This window comes from Marinobacter sp. SBS5, from assembly GCF_048285575.1.
Lineage (GTDB): Bacteria > Pseudomonadota > Gammaproteobacteria > Pseudomonadales > Oleiphilaceae > Marinobacter.
In genome coordinates this window covers 260,010-279,471 of the sequence record NZ_JBLWAZ010000004.1, presented here as the reverse complement: position 1 = coordinate 279,471, position 19,462 = coordinate 260,010, and the positions used below count along the sequence as shown (strand labels likewise).

The window sequence follows — 19,462 nt, the reverse complement described above, 5'->3', positions numbered from 1 at the left end:
TCAGATGACGCCCATGGCGGTCATCGCTTTGGCTACACGCAGGAAACCGTTGACGTTAGCGCCCAGTACGTAGTTACCTTCAGCACCGAACTCGGCTGCGGTTTCGTAACAGTTCTTGTGGATATCAATCATGATTTCCTCAAGACGTTTCTGGGTGTAGTCGAAGGTCCAGGAGTCACGGCTGGCGTTCTGCTGCATTTCCAGTGCGGAGGTGGCTACACCACCGGCGTTGGCTGCTTTGCCCGGGCCGTAACAGATCTTGGCGTCTTGGAACAACAGGATACCTTCCGGAGTGGTCGGCATGTTTGCGCCTTCGGCCACGGCAATACAGCCGTTTTCAACCAGAGTTTTGGCATCGCTGGCATTCAGTTCGTTCTGAGTGGCGCAAGGCAGGGCTACGTCACACGGAACGCTCCAGATGTTGCCGCCTTCAACGTACTTGGCATCTTTATGAATTTCAGTGTAGGCGCTGATGCGGCGACGCTCAATTTCTTTGATCTGCTTGAGAGCCTTAAGATCGATGCCCTTCTCGTCCACGATGATGCCCTGAGAGTCGGAGCAGGCAATGACTTTAGCGCCCAGTTCATGACACTTCTCGATGGCGTAGGTGGCTACGTTGCCGGACCCGGAAACCACAACGGTCTTGCCATCCAGAGAGTCGCCACGGGCTTTCAGCATTTCGTGGGTGAAGAACACAGTGCCGTAGCCGGTTGCTTCGGTACGGGCACGACTGCCGCCCCAATCCAGGCCCTTGCCGGTAAACACGCCGGATTCATAGCGGTTGGTGATGCGCTTGTACTGACCGAACATGTAGCCAATCTCGCGACCGCCTACGCCGATGTCGCCGGCTGGGACGTCAGTGTACTCGCCCAGATGACGGTAAAGCTCGGTCATCAGGCTCTGGCAGAAACGCATGATCTCGTCATCGGAACGACCCTTCGGATCGAAGTCGCTGCCGCCTTTACCGCCGCCGATGGGCAGGCCGGTTAGTGCGTTCTTGAAGATCTGCTCAAAGCCCAGGAACTTGATGATGCCCAGGTAAACAGACGGGTGGAAGCGCATGCCGCCTTTGTAGGGGCCCAAAGCGCTGTTGAACTCTACGCGGAACGCACGGTTGATGTGGATCTCGCCTTGGTCGTCCTGCCAGGGCACACGGAAAATGATCTGGCGCTCAGGTTCGCAGATGCGCTGGATAATCTTTTTGTCGGCGAACTCGGGATACTTCACCAGAACGGGGCCGAGAGTTTCCAAAACTTCGTGGACCGCTTGATGGAACTCCTTCTCGCCCGGGTTGCGGTGAAGGACGTCCTGGTAAATTGGTACCAGCTTTTCGTCGAGTTTTGCTGTCATAGGAATGGCTCTCGGGATACGCGTATTGAAACCCGATAAAAATTCGGGCGCCCAAAAAAAGGGCACTGATTGCACCACAATCGAGCACCATTTGGCAAGTCAGTTGGTCAATTGTTGATAGCCTGATTATTAATAGTCGCCTAAAAAATAGTTCCGGCATCGTGTCTCGAGTCAGACGAGTGGGGGCTGTATGATTTTTCCATCTGCATAGCGTTATTGTCGGGGGTTTAACTGCCCTCCCAATACCGCTGCATCTTCATGAACAGGAACGAAGCACTCCAAGTAATTAGTACCAAACCTGTGAGCCCTTCGATTCCGGTCAAAAAACGCAGTGCGCCAATGGGCTCTATGTCGCCATAACCCACGGTGGTGAAGGTGCTGAAAGAAAAGTAGACGCAGTCCAGAAAACTGCCGTTAAAGTTACCTTGCAGTGAGCCCCAAGTATCGGCGTGGTGCATGAGAAAATAGGCAACAGCAAACACCCACACCTGGGCGGTGTGGGCAATTAGTACACCTAAAACAGCCGTCACCAAGCGTAGGTTGTGGCGAGCGTGCATGACTTTCAACAAGGCGCTCAGGCGAACGAGTGCCTCGCGGTGCATAAGTACGACAAGCACTACAATGAAAGCATTAATGAGTGTGGCGCTTGGAAGATTGGCATAATCTGCTGACAACAAACGTATAGTACTCCTGACCGTGCTTTTTATAGCAATCTGGAGCTGCCTCTCAGAGGTATCTCGTAATTCGCTGCCGTCTTGTGGCGGAACTTAATTTACCTTAGCCGGCTAAATCGCTATGTCCAAGAGAATTATACCCATAATTATTCTGATCGCCGGAGTGTTGGGATTCCTTTATCTGAAGATGACTCGCCCGGAGCCTGCTCAGGTCACTGCCGTTGAGCGTGGCTGGAGAGTGCAGGTTCAAGTGGTTGAGCCAAAAGCCCATACACCTGTGCTACCTCTATACGGCGAGGTAGTCGCACCCGAGCAGGTATCTGTGGTCGCCGCAATGGCTGGGCGAATTGCTGAGCGGCCTGTGGCCGAGGGGCAGAGAGTAGAGGCGGGTACCTTGTTGGTCGCGCTGGACAACCGGGATGTGGAGCCGCTACTTGCGCAAGCAAGCGCCCAGGTGGCTGACCTTGAGGCACAAATTCGTTCAGAACAGGTTCGCTACCGAAATGATCAGGCCTCGCTTAAAAGCGAGCAGGCTATTCTGGCCAATGCCCGCCGGCAGATGGAGCGCACTCGGGCGCTGGTGGAGCGCAAACTGGCCTCTCGGGAAAACCTAGAAGCGGCTACTGACTCCGCCGCGCGCGCCGAGCTGACAGTGAGTGTGCGCCAACGAGCCGTAGATGAGCACCCTGCGCGCCTGCAGAGTCTGAAAGCCAGGCTGGCTCAGGCGCAAGCGACCCTTGTGAGCACTCAGCGGGATGCCGAACGTGCGCGGGTTGTTGCGCCTTTTGATGGCGTGGTAACCGATGTGCAAGTTGCCGTGGGCGATCAGATATCTCGCAATCAGAAGCTGCTTTCGATTTACGACGTCAATGGCTTGGAGCTGCGAGCCAGAGTCCCCGACCGATATCGGGCAGAGTTGCTTGCTGCGTTGGCTGAGGGCACAGAGCTGTTGGCTTATAGCGATCAACAAACGATTCGTTTCAGGTTGGAGCGTTTTTCCGGCACCAGCGACCCTGCAGGAACCGAAGCCATTCTCACGCTCACCGGAGGGTCAGCGGGATTGCGGCCCGGGGCTCTGCTGCCTGTTAGCCTCGAGCGGCCAGTGCGCAGAAAAACGGTGGCCATACCGTTCAGCGCCTTGTACGGCGCAGACAGCGTATACCTGATGACCGATGAGGGTCGGATGAAACGCATTGAAGTAGAACGTATCGGAGAAGCACAAAGCGACAATGGCGAGCGTCGCTTACTGATATCCGGTGAGCAACTTACGCCCGGGGCCCAATTGATCACCACTCATCTTCCGAACGCGGTTACAGGCCTCAAGGTTGAGCTGGCGGGTGCTGCGGGAGAAGCCTCCCAGTGAAACGTAAAAAGGGTGTGATCGGGTTCTTTGTTCACCATCGGGTTGCCGGCAATCTGGTGATGTTAGTGATGCTTCTGGGCGGGGTGCTGGCGCTGACCCGCATGAACGTTCAGTTTTTTCCGACCTTCGCCTTGGACATGGTGAACGTGCGGGTGGTCTGGAGCGGAGCCTCCGCTGAGGACGTAGAGCGGGGGATTACAGATCCGCTGGAGCAGAAGCTGCGAAGCGTGGATGGTTTAAAGAAAATGACCTCCACCTCCGCCCAGAGCGTGTCATCCATTACTTTGGAGTTCCACGAGGGCACCGACCCGATTCAGGCGGTGGACGACGTACGTCAGCAAGTGGACGAGTTCAATAACCTCCCGGCGGACGCCGAAGAGCCCCGCGTAACGCGGATAGAGCGGTACGAACCAGTCGCTCGGTTGCTGATATACGGCGATGTGGACCGAAGCGAACTGCGCGATATGGTCTTTCGTTTTGAAGATGAACTACTGGACCGAGGCATCGATCGGATCAGTATCCGGGGCTTGCCGGAGCAGCAGATCAGCATCGATGTGCCCGTGGAGCGTTTGGAAACCCTTGGGCTGACACTTGAGCAGATTGCCGACCGGGTAGCATCGCTGTCTCGGGATCTCCCCGCCGGCATGATGGCCCAGCAGGATGCCACTCGGGAACTGCGCTCGGTGGAGCAGCGCCGAAGCCCTCAGGATTTTGAAACTCTGCCCGTTCTGAGTGGTGATCGTGTTCGGCTGCAATTGGGGGATATTGCGATTATCCGCCAAGAGAATCGTGATAATCAGACGATCATGGAAAATGCCGGTCAGCCCGCCGTTGAGCTGCAATTGCAGAGAGTGGAGAACGGGAATTCTCTGGCAGCAGCCAAGGTTCTCGAGCGCTGGCTGGAAGATACCCGCCCAGGCCTGCCGCCCACCATCAAACTCGATGTTTATGATGAAACCTGGCAGTTGCTGGAAGACCGTATCTCTTTGCTAGTGAATAACGGTTTGGGTGGTTTGGTGGTGGTCATTACCCTGCTGTATTTATTCTTACCCGGCCGTGTGGCAGCGTGGGTCGCTATCGGTATCCCGACGGCGTTTATGGCGGCATTGGCGGTGCTGTGGTTGGTGGGCGGTTCCATCAACATGATCTCATTGTTTGCCCTGATCATGGCCTTGGGGGTCATCGTGGACGACGCCATTGTGGTGGGCGAAGATGCCGATGCCCATGCGCGTATGGGGGAGGAGTCGATCTACGCGGCCGAAGGGGCGGCCAAACGCATGGTTTGGCCAGTACTGGCGTCTTCTCTGACCACGGTCGCCGCTTTTATGCCGCTGCTGGTGGTGGGCGGGATTATAGGCAATATTCTGGGGGATATTCCGCTGGTGATGATCTGCGTTCTGATCGCATCTCTGCTGGAATGTTTCATTGTCCTGCCCTCACACCTGCGCCGTGCTTTTGTGACTAAGACTAAAAACGACCACGGAGAAACGCCACGCTGGAATCCGGTCAGCCGTTTCCGGGACCGATTTGAACAGGGTTTTGATCGCTTCCGGCACGGCTCGTTTCGTCGCTTATCCCGATACAGCTTGGAACACCGGGGCATCACGGTTGCCACGGCCGTTGCTTTGGCTTTGATCACCGGTGGCTTGTTGGCTGGCGGCCGGCTGGGCTTTAACTTCTTCCCCACGCCTGAGCCTTCTGTGTTCTATGCCAATGCCAGCTTTGTTGCTGGCACGGATAAACAGACCGTACAGAACTTCATCCACGACATGCAGCAGTCCCTCGCGGAAACCGAAGAAGCTCTTGGTGGCGATTTGATTTTAAGCGCGGTGACCACCTATGGCGCGACTCTCGGCGCTGAAGGCAGCTCCCGTAATAACGACGAATTGGGGGCCATGCTGGTTGAACTGGTGCCGTCCGATCAGCGTTCGGTCCGTAACCCGGACTTTATCCGGGAGTGGCGCAGTCGCCTGAACTTGCCGGCGGGCCTGGATGCACTGAACATAAACGAACGTCAGGCCGGTCCACCGGGGCGTGACGTGAACGTGCGATTGACCGGGACTAACGCGATCGACCTGAAAAAAGCCGCTGATGAAGTGGCTCAAGCCTTGAGCACCCTGCCCGGCGTCTTGGATGTCGAAGATGACATGCCTTGGGGGCGGGAGCAATTGATCTATCAAGTGAGCGCTTACGGTGAAACTCTGGGTTTGACTACCGTTGATCTGGGGCGGCAGCTTCGGGCCGCGTTCGATGGCCGTGTGGCGCAGATTTATCAACAGGGCCGCGACGAAATAGAAGTCCGGGTGCAGTTGCCTCGCAGTCAACGCGAGCAATACTCCACCTTGGAGCGTATGACCGTGCGCGTGCCGGATGGTCGCTTTGTACCCTTGACCCAGGTGATGGATCTGGAACACCGGCAGGGCTTTCAGGCCTTGCGGCATGCGGATGGTAAGCTCTCGGTAGAAGTAACTTCAGCACTGAATACACGGATAGCGACCACCGACCAAGTGCTGGAAAGCTTGGAAACCAATGTGTTGACCGACATCGCCAGCCGGTATGGCGTGGGTTATAGCTTTGAAGGCCGGTCTGCGGACCAGCGCGAGACCATGGATGACATGAAGACGGGGCTGCTCATTGGTGTCGGGCTGATGTACGTCGTGTTAACGTGGGTGTTCGCGTCCTGGATGCTTCCCGTGATCGTGATGGCGATCATTCCGTTTGCCTTGGTGGGCGCGTTGCTGGGGCATTGGCTGATGGATTTGCAGCTCACGATCTTATCGTTGTTCGGCCTGTTCGGCCTGTCCGGAATCGTGGTCAATAACGCCATTATTCTGGTGGCCTTTTACAATCAGCAGCGTCAGAAGGGGCTGGCCATTACTGATGCGCTGAACGAAGCCGTCGTGCAGCGAGTGCGCGCGGTATTGCTGACCTCTCTCACCACCATTGGCGGGCTGACGCCCTTGTTGTTCGAGACATCACTGCAAGCCCAGTTCCTGATTCCGATGGCCACTTCCATAGCCTTTGGCTTGGGGTTGTCTACGGTGTTGGTGCTACTGGTTATTCCGGCGCTGCTGTCTTGGGTCGAGCACTTCCGGGCGTGGCGGAGCGAACGTCAATAACGGTTTCGTTTTGCCGTGTACTGCGTTCAATCAACTCTCTCAGCCGTAAGCGCTCTTCCTCTTGAGGGGTGTGCATGTCGACTATGATTTCAACGCGGCGGTTCTTTGCTCGAGTTTCTGGGGAGTCGTTATCAACGCGAGGTTCGGTATCAGCGAGCCCCTTCACGGCCAGTCGAGTGGGTTCAACGCTGCCGGTTGCCAGTAACGCATTGGCAACGGCTGCGGCACGAGCTGCGGAAAGGTCCCAGTTGCTGTAAAAACGGTCGTTTCGAATGGGAATGTCATCCGTATGGCCCTCGACCGTAAGCTCACCCGGAATGTCCGCTAGTACCTCGGCCATTTCCAGCAACAAGGTTTCAAAATCCCAGGTAAGTTCCGCCGAGCCAGAGGGGAAAGACCCTTTCTCTTCAACCCGAATAACGATTCGATGTTGATCTAGATCGGCTTCGACCGTGATGCGTCCGTCCTCAAGGGCCTCAGCCAGAACTTCCCGAATGCGCGCGGCATTGGCCTCGAGGGCTTCTTTTGCCGCTTCTTCGCGGGCTTCTGCGGTAGGGCTCTTTAGCGTTTCCAGCTCAGGCTTTTGATCGGTCGTGGTTTGGCGGATTTCGTTGACCACCGTAGGCTCGGGCGGAGCCGGGGAGAATTTATCGAAAATAGGGCTGGTGCCTTGGGGGATTTCCAGGGCTGGTACTTCGCGCTGCACCCCGAAGGCTTTTGAAAGTTCACCGGCAATCTGCTTGAACTTCATTGCATCGATTTCAGAAAACGATAGCAGAAGCACGAAGAAGCACATCAACAGCGACATCAAGTCGGCGAAGGTGACGACCCACGCCGGGATGCCCGGTTTTTCCTCTTCTGGGAGCTCATCCATAGTGCTTATCCGCCGCTCGCCTCAGCCTCAGCCTCGGGCGCTTTATCGCGCTGACTTGGTGTCAGGTAACTCGAGAGCATTTGTTCGATGACGCGTGGGTTGGTGCCCTGTTGTATGGCAACCAGTGCGTCGGTGTAGAGCATTTGCAAGCGGGCTTCTTCAGTCATTCGAAGAGACAGCTTGTCGGCAATGGGGGAGGCAATCATGGTTGCGATCATGGCGCCATAGAGCGTGGTGAGCAGCGCGACTGCCATGGCCGGACCAATGGATTTTGGGTCTTCCATGTTGGAGAGCATCTGAACCAGACCAATCAGGGTGCCGATCATGCCCATAGCCGGTGCCACGTCCGCCATCGCGGTGAACACTTTGGAACCGGAACGGTTGTAATCCAGCGTCATCAACCGCTCTTTGTCCAAGAGCTGTTTGATGGTCTGATCGTTTTGTCCATCCACCAGCATCTGAATTCCGCTGGCGAGAAACGGTGAGCTGACATCCCTGCCTTCAAGGCCTAAAGGTCCCTCTTTTCTGGCGATGTTGGCAACTTCCACCAGCTCTTCTATGCTCGCTTGAGTTTCCGGCAACTTAAACTTGAAGGCCCGAGCGGCCGCTTTAAACGCGCCAAGAAATTGAGGAATGCTGAACTTGGCCAGGACGACCAGTAAGGTGCCGCCCACGACGATCAGCAGAGATGACGAGTTAATGAATACATCAGGAGACACGCCGAGAATGACGGCAGAAGCGATGAGTGCCAGTGCGCCGAGAAGGCCGACCAGGGTTGCGAAATCCACATGCGCTCCGAGAAGTTAATGGCTAAAGGTAGGAGGAAGATTACTGGTAGTTGTTTGCCCAATCAATTGATTTTTTGCAACTACTCGGGCTGTGCTGAGAGTTCCTTCCAAGCGGCATACTTATGCAAATCCGATTCAATCAGCTTCAAGCAAAGTGCGACAACCCCGGCGTCGTCGATAAACCCGAAACCGAAAATGAGATCGGGGATAATATCCAGTGGGTTCAGCACATACAGCAAGGCACCCGCAACAGCGGCAATGGTTTTCCATGGAACGGTGCGATAGCGACCATTCCAATAATCCCGAATCAGTGAAAACATCAGCTTGATGTCGGTGCTGAAGCGCTGGAGTCGACCACTGGCTTTGACCTTTGCCTCGATCGCCTCTTGCTTTTGCAGTAGCGCTTCCAGATCTTCCTTTTGGACTTTACCTGCTTCGCCCTTCAGTTGTTCTGCTGCCGCTTTGTCGGAGAACACCGCCATTGCTGTGTGCCTTTTAGTCTTAGCCTACAAAGATACGCTTGGCTAAGCCGGCGCCTCTGAGGCCCTGAATGGAGAGTGTGGTAATCAATCCGCCAATCATCGCGCCAACCAAGCCGCAGGTCAAAATATCCTGCCCGGTCAGGTATAGGCCGGGGATGTCGGTTTTCGGCCTTAACCAGCGTTGTTCGAAACGCTCAGGTGTATGGTCCAAGCCGTATAGCTCACCTTCTTCGTAACGGCAGAACCAGGCTGTCGACAGTGGGGTTGAGGTTTCAACGTAATCTATTTTACCGCGCAGCTGGGGGAGCTTGTCATAGACCTCTTCCAGCAGTTTGTCGGTGATTTCTGTTTTCAGCGCTTCGTAATCGTCACCGCGTTTGCCCCAAGTGCTGCCTTGCCAAGATTCGAACATGTCCCAGGATGTCGGTGCCACAACCTCAAGCGTTGAGGTGCCCGGCCAGCGGTTCTGGTAATCCGGATCTTTCGCTGCCGGGAACGACAGGTAGACAACCGGGAAAGGCGCGTTGTGCGGGTCTTTCAGGAAGTTGTCTACGCTGGCATCGTGATCCGCCCCCGGATAAATCCAGAAGTTGGTGCGCGGTAATCCTAGTTCTTCAGGCGTGCCTTTCAGCCCGATGTAAAGGCCGATATGGGCCATGGACGGTTTGATGTGCTTACGGTCTTGTGGATAACCGACCTTTTCGGACACTTCCTTTGGCAGCAGTCGTTCATAGGTGTTGATAACCCCTGCGCCACTGATGATCTTCGGTGCCCGGATTTCTTCGCCATCGGCCATACGAACACCCACGGCTTTGCCCTTCTCGACCAAAATGTCGGTGACGTCGGCGTAGGTAAACACTTCGCCGCCAGAGGCCTGAATTCCCGGGATGATCGTTTTGGCAATTTCGGACGCACCGCCGACCGGGTAGTAACCACCGTGCAAATAATGTTTGGCGATGATCGCGTGAATCATGAAACTCGACTGCTTCGGGGTCACACCACAGTCGCCCCACTGCCCGGTGATGGCACCGATGAGTTCTTCGTTATCGGTTAGCTCGCGGAGTACGTCGTAGGTGGTGCGGTTAAAGCAGTCCGGCAGTACTTTATTCAAACCTTTTGATACCAGCGGGCTGATCAAAGAGGGTGAGAGTTTGGACAGGGTATACCACTGCATGCCGCTGGTGACTTGGTCGAGCAGCGCAACGTAACGATCGATGGCCTCGCCTTCATCCGGGAATGAGGCCAGCAGCGAGTGACGCAGGCCTTCTTTGCCCGCTCGCAGATTGACCACTTTGTCGCCGAGGAAGAAACGGTCGTAGTTTTCATCCATCGGTGCCCACTTGAGCTTGCTGTCGGTGATGTAGTCGAACAGGCGGCGCGCCAGTGTGGTGCTCACGCCCATATCGCCGATGTAATGAACACCCACATCCCACTCGTAGCCGTTCCGGGCGTAACTGTGGGTGTAGCCACCGGCGGTGTAATGTTGTTCCAGTACCAGAACTTTTTTTCCGGCGCGGGAGAGGCACGCAGCAGCGGTCAGGCCGCCAATGCCAGAGCCAATCACAATGGCATCATACGGGCCTTTCAGGCGGTTGGCTCGATACCGGGTGCCGATTCTGATGGTGCTGGGTTTCAGTTTTTTTGGAGTTGTTGTCGTTGCCACTGCAGGTGTCCTCATGATCATGGATTGGGGCGGTCTGCTGAGGGGTGTCGGGTCAGCCGTCCCGGTATTATTTTTGGAGTAACCTTTAGGATCCTATGGTTCTATTTGCTTGTCCATACCCACAAAACAGAACATCTGAATATTAATTCACGTTTTGTGAACCGGCATCAGCGCCCCTGCAGCATGAAGGTTTCATACTCCAGACGATCAAACTTGCGTGATAACAAAGCCAGTCCGATGACCGATGACAGGAAGGTGGCACCCGCGTAGCCGTATCCGTAGAAATTCGCGCCCAATTCGATGGTCAGAAAGGTAAAAATCAGGTTGCTGGCAAAAAAGATCACGCACAACGACACGTTGATATGCCGGGAGTCCAGATAGAACAACACGTTCTGTATGGCCAGCAGAATAAGCTGCATGCTTACGGAAACCAGATCAATGTAAAAGATTGGCAGGTACAACGTAGAGATGCCGATGGCCGCGAGAATTTCGTCAGCCCAGCTGAACAGAACGATCAGTGTGAAGCTCTGAACTTTGCAGATCTCGTAGATGCCGTTTTGGGCCACCCGGACCATTTCATCGCGAAAGCCGTTGATGTGGGCGAGCGTGTCGCCTTCCCGTACCGCGGTGTAGAAACGATCGTAGGTTTCGGAAAAGTCGGTTTCCATTCTCACAAGGAAAACCGCCATGCCGGGAATGATCGCCAGGTAGGCCAGAAAGATGGACAGGTCATAGATGGCTGAAGCCCGCAGTGTTCCGATCACGTGCTGTGAGGTATCCGGGTGAAACCAGAAGATGAACTTGTCCGCCCAGACCGCAGCATTAAACAGCAAGCCGGTTGCGATCAGTGCGGGAAAGATTTGTGAGCGGCGGGTGAAACTGAAATCAATCAGTTTTTCGCTGGGGTACTGCCGAATGATGGTAAACAGGAAGCTGAACAACAACAAGCTGTGGCCAAGCAGCAACCCCCCTAACAAGCCCTCAAGGCCGAAATTGGAGAGCAGCAGAGCCGCGACAATGGCTGTGGTGTAGCCAACCGCAAACAGAACCACAATCAGGTAGTAAGACTTCATGCCTGACAGGAAGATAGTGACCGGCCAGAGATTACACAGCACTACGAAGTTGGCCAGCATCAACAGCTTATACAGGGTGCTGGTATCCGGCAGTAAAAACAGTATGGCTGGCAAACCGCCCAGCAGAGCCAGTACGGTTGAGAGCCAGAGCACGCCCATAAGGTTGGGCAGGATCAAGTCGTTGCGTTTTTCATAGAGGCGGTCGGCAACCCAGCGTGTAAAGACATGCTGGAATAGCCCGGAAAGGACCAAGGAAATCGCCATCAGGTAGGTGACCGAGACCAGAAACTGAATGATTTCCAGATCACGAACCGCCAGTGTGAGGCTGACGATACCAATCAGCATTACCCCAAGTACCGAGAGCACCCAAGGCCCGGAACTGATAATACTGGCGAGACCGTAGGCGCCAATCAGACTGCTCAGGCTGTCGCGTTTCAGAATGCGTCTGAGTTCGAATCCAATGCCGGCCATCAGTCTTCCCGGTTCTCGGCCGTTAAGGCCGTGTCGTAGATGTCTCGATACGAATCGTACATAGAATCCAATGTGTAAAATTGTTTAACTCGAGCCAGCCCGGCTGCACTGGCCTCTTGCCAGCGCTGTTTGTCCAGCAGAAGCCGGGTGGCGGCTCTTGCTGTCGCTTCAGGGTCCGCGATGGGGACCACTGCCCCGCTGCGCCCTAGACGCTTGTCTTCGGCGGTGCCGCCTTCGATAAGCTCACGACAGGCTCCCACATCGGTAGCAAGGCAAGGCAGTCCCGCAGCATTCGCTTCAAGGATCACCAGGGGCAGCGCTTCGGAGATCGACGTCAGCACCATCAGGCCCAGTTGCGGGAGTATGTCGTTCACATTCTGGAAACCCAGGAACTTGACGCAGTTTTCCAGACCGAGGCTGCTGACCAATTCCCGGCACTCCTTCACATAGGTTGGGTCTTCTTCTTCCGGCCCGACAATCCAGCCTTCAATGTTTGGAATCACTTCGTAAACTGCGCGCATGGCGCGGATGAAGGTTTTGATATCTTTGATGGGAACCACTCGGCCCACCAGTCCCATTACCTTCGGCACTTCTTCTGGCCGGGCTGCCAATGCCCCTTCAAAACGAGTCGGGTCGATCCCGTTCGGAATGATATGGGTGCGCGCCGGGGCAGCCCCATCTGCGAGTTGGCGTTGCTGGTTGCCAATATAGAGCGAGATGATCGGGTCGGCCATTTGATAAGACATCCGCCCGAGCGATTCAAAAAAGCGAATCCAGAGTTGCCGGATGTAGCCCAGATCGTCGTTCAGGTTGGTACTGACTTTGTCAGTCACGTCTTTGATCCAGTCGGCCTGGGAGAGGTCAATTTTCCGCTCTTTGGTGTAAATGCCATGCTCGGTCAGAATGTAAGGAACGCCCCGAGACTCTTTTAGCATAGCGCCCATCAAGCCGGCATAACCGGTGGAAACGGCATGCACGGCACGGGTAGGCGGAATGTTTTGGGCGATTTCGGCGATCCGGAACAGCGGCCCATGCATGATTTTGATGGTCCAGAAGTAATCGATGAACGAAGGATCGGTGCAGTACTTGTTGTAGCTTTCATCGATCACTTTCCAGCTTTCTTCGCTGTACAGAAAATCTTCTTTACTGATGCCGCCTTTGCGCCCGAGACTTTGGAATATCTCGCTGAGCACGCCTTTCTGTACGGGGGCTTTGTTACGCAACTGGGTGTGAAGTTTGCGCTGGGTATCGAACGCCGCCCGATTACCTTTCCGTGCCTTCGGCTTTGATTCCACCAAAGGGTCCATCAAGTAGTGGCACTCGAGATGAACAACATTCTCTGGTAGCTGGTACTGCTGTTCACCGTAATGGCTGCGGTCGCCGCCCAGGAAAACTAGGGAGAAGCTGTATTGGGGCAGCCCCATAATGATCTGGTGTACCCAAGATGAAACACCACCGCGAACAAACGGGTAGGTGCCTTCTAGCAACAGCGTAATGTCAGCAATGGGAGTGTCCGGTTTTGCTGGTTTTCGGCCGATCATAGCCAGCCCTCCATCAGTTCTTTAACGGGCGCGGAAGGGCCGAAGCGTGAGCAGTTGGCCAAGTGAAAGCGCACCTTCTGAAAGTCTCGTGCCAGAAAGGCCATTTCTGCCAGATATGGGTAGATTAGCTCCGGAGGCGCGCCACTAGCCAGTGCCGCTTCGAAAGCGTTGCTGGCAGCTTCGGTGTGGCCTAGAGCTAGCTCGATACGGCCCAGCAGTCGCCAGTCGTTATGAAGAGACCGCTCTTTGGTAAGGTCGACAAGCAGATTACGAGCATTCTCGAGGTAATACTGCTTGAGTCCGCCTTGTGCTAAGCCAAGGTAGGCGATTTCCCACCAGGTATGGGCGAGTCGGCGGGTCAGCCTGCGCCGGTCAGGGTGGTCAGGTTCATCCAGAAGCTTCTTAAGTTGTTGAGCCTGGGTCGCAAGCCGCTTCTCTTTCTGTTCCAGCATGGAGTAAGCCAGCAGTCGGATGTCGTCGGAGGGATCCTTGAGAGCCTCCTTCAAAATGTCGACGGCTTCCTGGTCCGTTAATTGTCGTGACGCCAGCAGAGCTTTCAGGCGCTTATCAGGGGTGCTGGCCTCACGCAGTACTTCGCGCAAGCCTCCGTCACTAAAGCCCAGTTGTTCACCCATATTGATCGGGCGATAGGGCAGGTCTGGTATGGCGGTTTCCTGCCAGGGAATGCTGTGCTCGGAGCGCGGCAGGCGAAGGGGTAACAACACACCGGCAAACACACCAATGGTGCCGATAACGGGCATAGCAAATTGCAGTGTGAACAAAAATACGCCCGCCAAAACCAATTTTTGACGATAACTGGCGGGCAACAGCGGCAGGCATACCAGGGTAAATATCAAGGTGGCCAGTGCGTGTACAGATAAATAGGCAGACAGCGTCACCAGGGAGGGCAGGTCTGTAAAGAGTGCCGCAATTCCGCCAGCTTCTAATGCCAGTCCTAGCGAAATGAGCCAAGCGCTCATGTCGACTCCTTCTGAACACGGTCAAGCCATTCGGATGGGTTCGTTTGTTGACTCAAAGACAACTGTTGAATGCGCGCGAGCGACTCCAAATAACGGCCCGATTGCAGTTGTACGGCGTCAGACAAGCGCTGAAGGTAGGCTCCGGTGCCTAATTCGTCGGTAAGGGGCAATAATACAACAATCTGGGTGTTAGGTGCCTCCGGCGGCTGAGCAATAACGTCCAACCCACGGCGCGTTTGTTGCATCATCTGGAGGAGCTGGATCGATGAAGCAGCGTCGTTGAACGTGAAGTGCACCAGCGTAGAGGGTAAATTGTGGTCGCGAGCATCGGAGGTGACACGGGAAAGCTGGAACTGGAAGTGGCGCCAGTCTGACTGTGTTTGCCCGGAGGTCTGAGTGTGCTCCAGAAGGATATCGGACATGTGTCCGGCCATAATCGCCAGCAAGCGCAGTGTTTTGGTCTGGAAGCTGAAGAATGGCATTGCTTCTACGGCAACGATGCCAATCATCGTCTGTTCTGAATCAATAAGTGGAAGTGCAAGAAGCAGTTGGGTGTCCAGGTCGCCGCGGTTGTCACGGTATTCGGTGTGGACTGATATCAACGTTCTTTGTTCCAACGCATGAACCAACAGAGGGTCGTTAGCGTTGAGAGGCTGCCCACTGCCGACCGTGGCTACCGGTTCGTCCGCCAGGACACCGTTCTCGATTGGATAAATCGCCGCAACTTGCAGCTGCCCATAGCGCACCAGCAAACGCATCATCAGTTCTCCGGTCTCCTCATTGAGTCCGGTGCCACGGGCGTAGGAAATTTCACTGTATAGCCGCCGCAGTGCTTCGCGCAGGCTATTGGAGCTGCCGGCGAGCTGCTGCTCGAGACGGTCATGGGAGACTTTCAGCAGATAAAAGTTCCGGGTGAACTCTTCCAGACGTACGTGACGGTATTGGTTAGCCGCAACCAGTTTTTCAATGCGACGATCCCAGTAATCTCTAAATTCCCCGGCTAATAAGCCTGTCGAAAGAATGCCGAGACCCCAGATGTAAGGCAGCTGGTCGTCCGGCAAGAAGCCAGCCCTGAGTATCAGCCCGGCAGCCGTGAAAATCAGGCTGGAAGAAACCAAAGCCATTATGAAACCGTATCGCAAACCCGCGACTAACGGTGCCAGTACCGGCCACGGGAAAGTTTCTTCTATGAACAGCGGGTCTTCCGGGTGCAGCCAGAAACCTGCCGCAAGAAGCAACAGTGTGATGATAATGGTTTCAAGCCATTTCACCCAGGCTGTCGTTTCCTTGCTGGACAGGCCGAGATCGCCGTATACGTCGGATTTGGTCATGTCGGTTTAACGCGCCACTTCAATAACAGGCATTTCATCCAATAATTTTTCAAGCACCTTATGGCCGGCAACGGCAACGCCTTCGCGGCCCCAGCCAGTGCGGGCGCCGGTTGCTGACCAGATCACCGAGTTGTCATCCGCGTTGCGGAACACCAAGGTAATGCCGATCGCAGGCTCGCCATCGAGGCCAGACTTGTAACGCCACTCATCAACGGTGCCTTCCACGATGATGTCCGCACCTTCATCCCTCGCTGTTGCAATGGCGTCCTGCTGGCGGTCATGGTTATCGTAAATCAGCGGGTTGTCATCGGTGGGGAGGTAAAGCTCTACTTCCGCAGCGCCACGGGCTCGCAGCAGTGCACTGAGGATGCTGGCGGCTTGATCCCCGGCTTGGGGCGTTTGAGACAGGTTGCCCAAAGGGATAACCGCAAATTTGCTGTCGAGGTCGACAGGCTCAGACTGCATTTGGCTCTGCATGACAGAACAGCCGGCCAGGAAGGCCAGAGTAAGCCCGAGGGCTAGGGATCGCATGAGCATCATAAAAACTCCTGTTAGTGGCCCAAGTAAAGGGTATACGTTAATTTTGCCGTTGCACGGGGCTGGCCGCCCAGACTGTCGGAGCTGTAGCCAGCAGAAAGTGCTAATTCATCATCGCCCACAATACGCCAGCCCAAGCCGACACGAGCGCCAAAATCAAAACTTGCATTGGATAAGACATAACCGGTGTCCAGCGCTAAAAAGTAGCGTGGTGAAGGTCGGGTTCGGTATAGCGCGTGGGGTTCGCCGTGGGACCATTCGGATGTGAAGCCAACACGCTGATAATCTTCGGTCAATAAACCGCCGGGCGCGAGCGGAGTCTCCAACAGCGCCAGAGTCTGAGATGACAAGTTATCAGCAACGTCCAGTTGCTGATGCTGGTAGTTCAGCGACAGTCGCCACGCGGGGTCATTTTGGAACAGGCTGTAGGTGGCTTGAGCATTCACATTGTAGCCCTTGCCTACTTCGCCTCCGAAGGCTTCATCTACGGTTCGATAATCAATATTTCCATTGACTGTCAGCCGTTGCCAAGGGGTGTAGCTGGCGGTTAGAGACAGTCGGTTTCCGGAGGTAAGCCACCAGGCCTCAGCGCTATCACTAACCCGTTCGTTCAGGGCTGCGCTGACAGCGAACGATACGCCGTCTTCCGGTTGAGTATCCAGCTTGATCAGGCCGGACAATTGCTCCCCGCCTGCGAAGGTGTAGGTGCCGATTTCCGCAGTGATCAAGTGGTCGACAAAATTGTTCTGCAGTTGCAATTTTCCACTTGTGCCCGGCTTGGGCTTTTGTTTGAGCAGCCCCTGGTCCTGAGCACTCGTTTGTTCCGCCGACAGTAACCAGCGGTAACGGTCATGGCTGAACTGGCCGGTCAATGCGGCCGTGTGCAAAGAAAAACCGCCTAGGTCGCGTATCTCAAGGCCAGCCTGCAAAGCTCGGTTGTCCGATTGGTAGAGGGGTTCACGAGGTGATGGCTCTGGGTCTCGAACGACTGAATAAAGCTGGTTAATAACGTCAGGGTGCAGTTGTTCACGCTCCTTGGCGTATTGCACGGCTTGCTGTCGTAGGGCTTCGGCTTCTGCGCCTTTGCCGGTTTCGTAAGCCTTTGCATACTCGGCCAATGCCAGTAGCTGGCTCGGCTCGTCTGATAGTTGCTGGCGCGCAGCGCTGAGCCAGGCACTCGCTTTTTCTGGCTGTCCCAGTGCGAAGTGCCCGTATACCTGAAGCGCGTAGTCGTCGGCAGCGGGTGACTCTTCCAGTGTGGCTAATATGAGGGGTAACCGCCCGGGTAACAGGTCAGATTGGCCAATCAGGAACCAACCCCAGCTGGACAGCAGCCCTGCACTCTCCGGCGCGAGCCGGTATGCCTGGATGAAAGCGTGTTGCGCCGCCTCTGCGTTGTTCTGGTGCTGATGTAAGCGTGCGCTGAGTCGCCAGAACAGTGGGTCACGCTTTGTTCGTGCTAAGCGTTCGTTCCATGTCTTGAGTGAATCGGCCAGTTCATCAAACCGGCCAAGGGAGCTTTGCAACTCGGCCAGAATGGCCAGGTGACGCGTCTCCCCTGTTTCTTCGTATTGCTCTCGACTCAACCGTAATGCTTCTTCTGGGGAGCCAAATTGCCATGAATAGCCGATCAGCTGTTCTCTTGTTTCTACGCTTAAAGCGCCAGCTGGCTGTGCAACGAGGCGTTTGTAGTACTGCTCGAGGATATCGGTACGGTTCAGGATGCGGGCCAGATTCACTCGCATGGATTCGACTTCCTGCGCCAGTGCCGGGTCATCGGGGGTGAAGTCGAGCGCAGCTAAAGCGGCTTCAGGGTTCCGTGTACGCCAGTGGAGATTGGCCACTTGTATCTTTTCTTCATCGGTGAGGTCTGGCGCTGTTTCCAGCAGATCAATGGCCTCGAAAAACTGACGATTGTTCGTTAACAGAGCCAGTTCGCGTTGTCGAAGGACCGTGCTGGAGGGGTACCGTTTGGTGCCTTCCAGCAGGTAGCGTTCTGCAGCTTGCCAGTCACCAACACTGACCAGTGCATCGGTCAGTTCGATATAGCCTTTCTCAGAAAGCCGGCTGCGCTGTGCTTGTACTTTGTGCAACTCAGCCAGCGTTGACCATTGGAATAAACCGGCCGCCAAGTTTGTTGCGCGATCGTACGCGACGGGGGAGTTGTCCGTAGAGGGTTGCGATAAGAACAGTTTGCGCCAATAGCTCAGTGCTTTTTTCGGTTGATTGCTCCACTCATAGAGTTGGGCGATCTGTTCTTGGTCGTTTCGAGTTAGGTCTGGGCTGTTCGCTTCCATGCGTTTCGCGGTTTTCAGCGCCGCACGGAGGTTGTTTTGCCCCAGTTGGCGTGCCAGAAGTTGGCGTTGAATCTTGGCGTTTGCAGGTTCTGCTTGCGCAAGCTGTGCTAACCAGCGAGTGCTGGACTCAGGTTTACCCGCTAGGTTAGCGAGGTAAATCCCTTGGCGCAGTTGTTGTGCATTTAGCTGGCTGCCTCGGATTGTAGCAACGAATCGTTCGAGCGCGCGACGCGGTTCGTTAGTGGCTAGGTCGAGCCGTATCAAATTCTGGGTAAAGGCCGGCTTTTCATCGGGTGGCACCAGTAGCTGGATCGATTCCAATGTGTATTTGGCATCAGCGGGTCTGCCCAGGGCCTCTTGCTGCATGGCTAACTTCTGGCCGGCCCTTAAACGCTCGATACCGGTGGCCAACTCAAAGAATTGTTGCCGAACGGTCAGTTGCTCGTTGTTGGACAGTAACGGCAAATTGTCGGCCATCAGGGCTTCTTTTTCCGCCAGAGAGTAGGACTGCACCAAGGACTCTTCGAGAGTGGCGGCTAGCCGGTTTCGAACCAGCACGCGACCGACCGTTGTTTGAGCCCGAAAAAACTCCCCTCGAAGCAGCTCCGTGAAGGCGGTCATAGCTTCCAGTGGCACGTTCTGGTGGTTCATCAGTGGCGACAGAGTGCTTATTGCTTTGTCATGCTCGCCCACTTTTTGTTGCATTCGGCCCAGTGTGAGGCGCAGCGCTTGGTTGTCCGGGTCGGACCTGAGTAGAGTTTCCAGATAAGACAGAGATATGCTGTCTGGCGATTCCAGGTAGCGAGCGTCCTCGTAAATGGCTTGCCGCGGAAACAGTAAGTACAGAGTGACCAATATGAGCGCGGTCAAAGCCAACAAAGCGGGAAAGCTGAAAAAAGCAGGCTTGCGTTGGCGCATA

At 55.2% G+C, this 19,462-nt stretch carries 14 protein-coding genes; 2 read left to right on the top strand and 12 right to left on the bottom strand.

Going from position 1 to position 19,462, the window contains the following annotated elements:
- Together gdhA and ACNQ6O_RS12860 are read right to left on the bottom strand one after the other, a co-directional pair.
- Positions 1-1,350, bottom strand: a complete 1,350-nt coding sequence (gene gdhA, locus ACNQ6O_RS12865) for an NADP-specific glutamate dehydrogenase (RefSeq protein ID WP_418053625.1) — start codon at positions 1,348-1,350, stop codon at positions 1-3.
- 227 nt (positions 1,351-1,577) lie between these two features.
- Complete coding sequence (locus tag ACNQ6O_RS12860) at positions 1,578-1,952, bottom strand: potassium channel family protein (protein WP_418053848.1); 375 nt, start codon at positions 1,950-1,952, stop codon at positions 1,578-1,580.
- Positions 1,953-2,145: 193 nt separating this feature from the next.
- Between ACNQ6O_RS12860 and ACNQ6O_RS12855 the strand changes: the two genes are divergently transcribed.
- Both ACNQ6O_RS12855 and ACNQ6O_RS12850 read left to right on the top strand, forming a co-directional pair.
- The gene (locus ACNQ6O_RS12855) at positions 2,146-3,387 is read left to right on the top strand and encodes an efflux RND transporter periplasmic adaptor subunit (RefSeq protein WP_418053624.1); all 1,242 of its coding nucleotides are present in this window, start codon (positions 2,146-2,148) and stop codon (positions 3,385-3,387) included.
- Positions 3,384-6,506, top strand: coding sequence for an efflux RND transporter permease subunit (locus ACNQ6O_RS12850; RefSeq protein WP_418053623.1), 3,123 nt, complete (start codon positions 3,384-3,386; stop codon positions 6,504-6,506). Before ACNQ6O_RS12855 ends, ACNQ6O_RS12850 begins: the two co-directional genes overlap by 4 nt.
- Here the strand turns inward: ACNQ6O_RS12850 and ACNQ6O_RS12845 are convergent.
- The 10 genes from ACNQ6O_RS12845 to ACNQ6O_RS12800 form a co-directional block, all read right to left on the bottom strand.
- Positions 6,445-7,380 (bottom strand): MotB family protein, encoded by a 936-nt coding sequence (locus ACNQ6O_RS12845; protein ID WP_418053622.1) that lies wholly within the window; start codon positions 7,378-7,380, stop codon positions 6,445-6,447. The genes ACNQ6O_RS12850 and ACNQ6O_RS12845 overlap by 62 nt on opposite strands.
- Before the next feature lie 5 nt (positions 7,381-7,385).
- Positions 7,386-8,168, bottom strand: a complete 783-nt coding sequence (locus tag ACNQ6O_RS12840) for a MotA/TolQ/ExbB proton channel family protein (RefSeq protein ID WP_418053621.1) — start codon at positions 8,166-8,168, stop codon at positions 7,386-7,388.
- An 80-nt stretch (positions 8,169-8,248) separates the two neighbouring features.
- Positions 8,249-8,650: a YkvA family protein gene (locus ACNQ6O_RS12835; RefSeq protein WP_418053620.1), complete on the bottom strand. Its 402-nt coding sequence runs from the start codon at positions 8,648-8,650 to the stop codon at positions 8,249-8,251.
- Positions 8,651-8,669: 19 nt separating this feature from the next.
- Entirely contained in the window at positions 8,670-10,328 is a 1,659-nt protein-coding gene (locus ACNQ6O_RS12830) for a phytoene desaturase family protein (RefSeq protein ID WP_418053847.1), read from the bottom strand.
- 152 nt (positions 10,329-10,480) lie between these two features.
- Positions 10,481-11,857: an exopolysaccharide Pel transporter PelG gene (gene pelG, locus ACNQ6O_RS12825; protein WP_418053619.1), complete on the bottom strand. Its 1,377-nt coding sequence runs from the start codon at positions 11,855-11,857 to the stop codon at positions 10,481-10,483.
- The gene (gene pelF / locus ACNQ6O_RS12820; protein ID WP_418053618.1) at positions 11,857-13,398 is read right to left on the bottom strand and encodes a GT4 family glycosyltransferase PelF; all 1,542 of its coding nucleotides are present in this window, start codon (positions 13,396-13,398) and stop codon (positions 11,857-11,859) included. The genes pelG and pelF overlap by 1 nt, the downstream gene beginning before the upstream one ends.
- Positions 13,395-14,378 carry a HEAT repeat domain-containing protein gene (locus ACNQ6O_RS12815; RefSeq protein WP_418053617.1) on the bottom strand — a complete coding sequence of 328 codons (984 nt, stop codon included), beginning with the start codon at positions 14,376-14,378 and terminating at the stop codon, positions 13,395-13,397. Before ACNQ6O_RS12815 ends, pelF begins: the two co-directional genes overlap by 4 nt.
- A complete protein-coding gene (locus ACNQ6O_RS12810; protein ID WP_418053616.1) occupies positions 14,375-15,709 on the bottom strand; it encodes a PelD GGDEF domain-containing protein in 1,335 nt (444 codons plus the stop codon). Before ACNQ6O_RS12810 ends, ACNQ6O_RS12815 begins: the two co-directional genes overlap by 4 nt.
- Before the next feature lie 6 nt (positions 15,710-15,715).
- Positions 15,716-16,249, bottom strand: a complete 534-nt coding sequence (locus ACNQ6O_RS12805; protein WP_418053615.1) for a hypothetical protein — start codon at positions 16,247-16,249, stop codon at positions 15,716-15,718.
- Positions 16,250-16,260: 11 nt separating this feature from the next.
- The gene (locus ACNQ6O_RS12800; protein WP_418053614.1) at positions 16,261-19,461 is read right to left on the bottom strand and encodes a tetratricopeptide repeat protein; all 3,201 of its coding nucleotides are present in this window, start codon (positions 19,459-19,461) and stop codon (positions 16,261-16,263) included.
- Position 19,462: the final 1 nt, after the last annotated feature.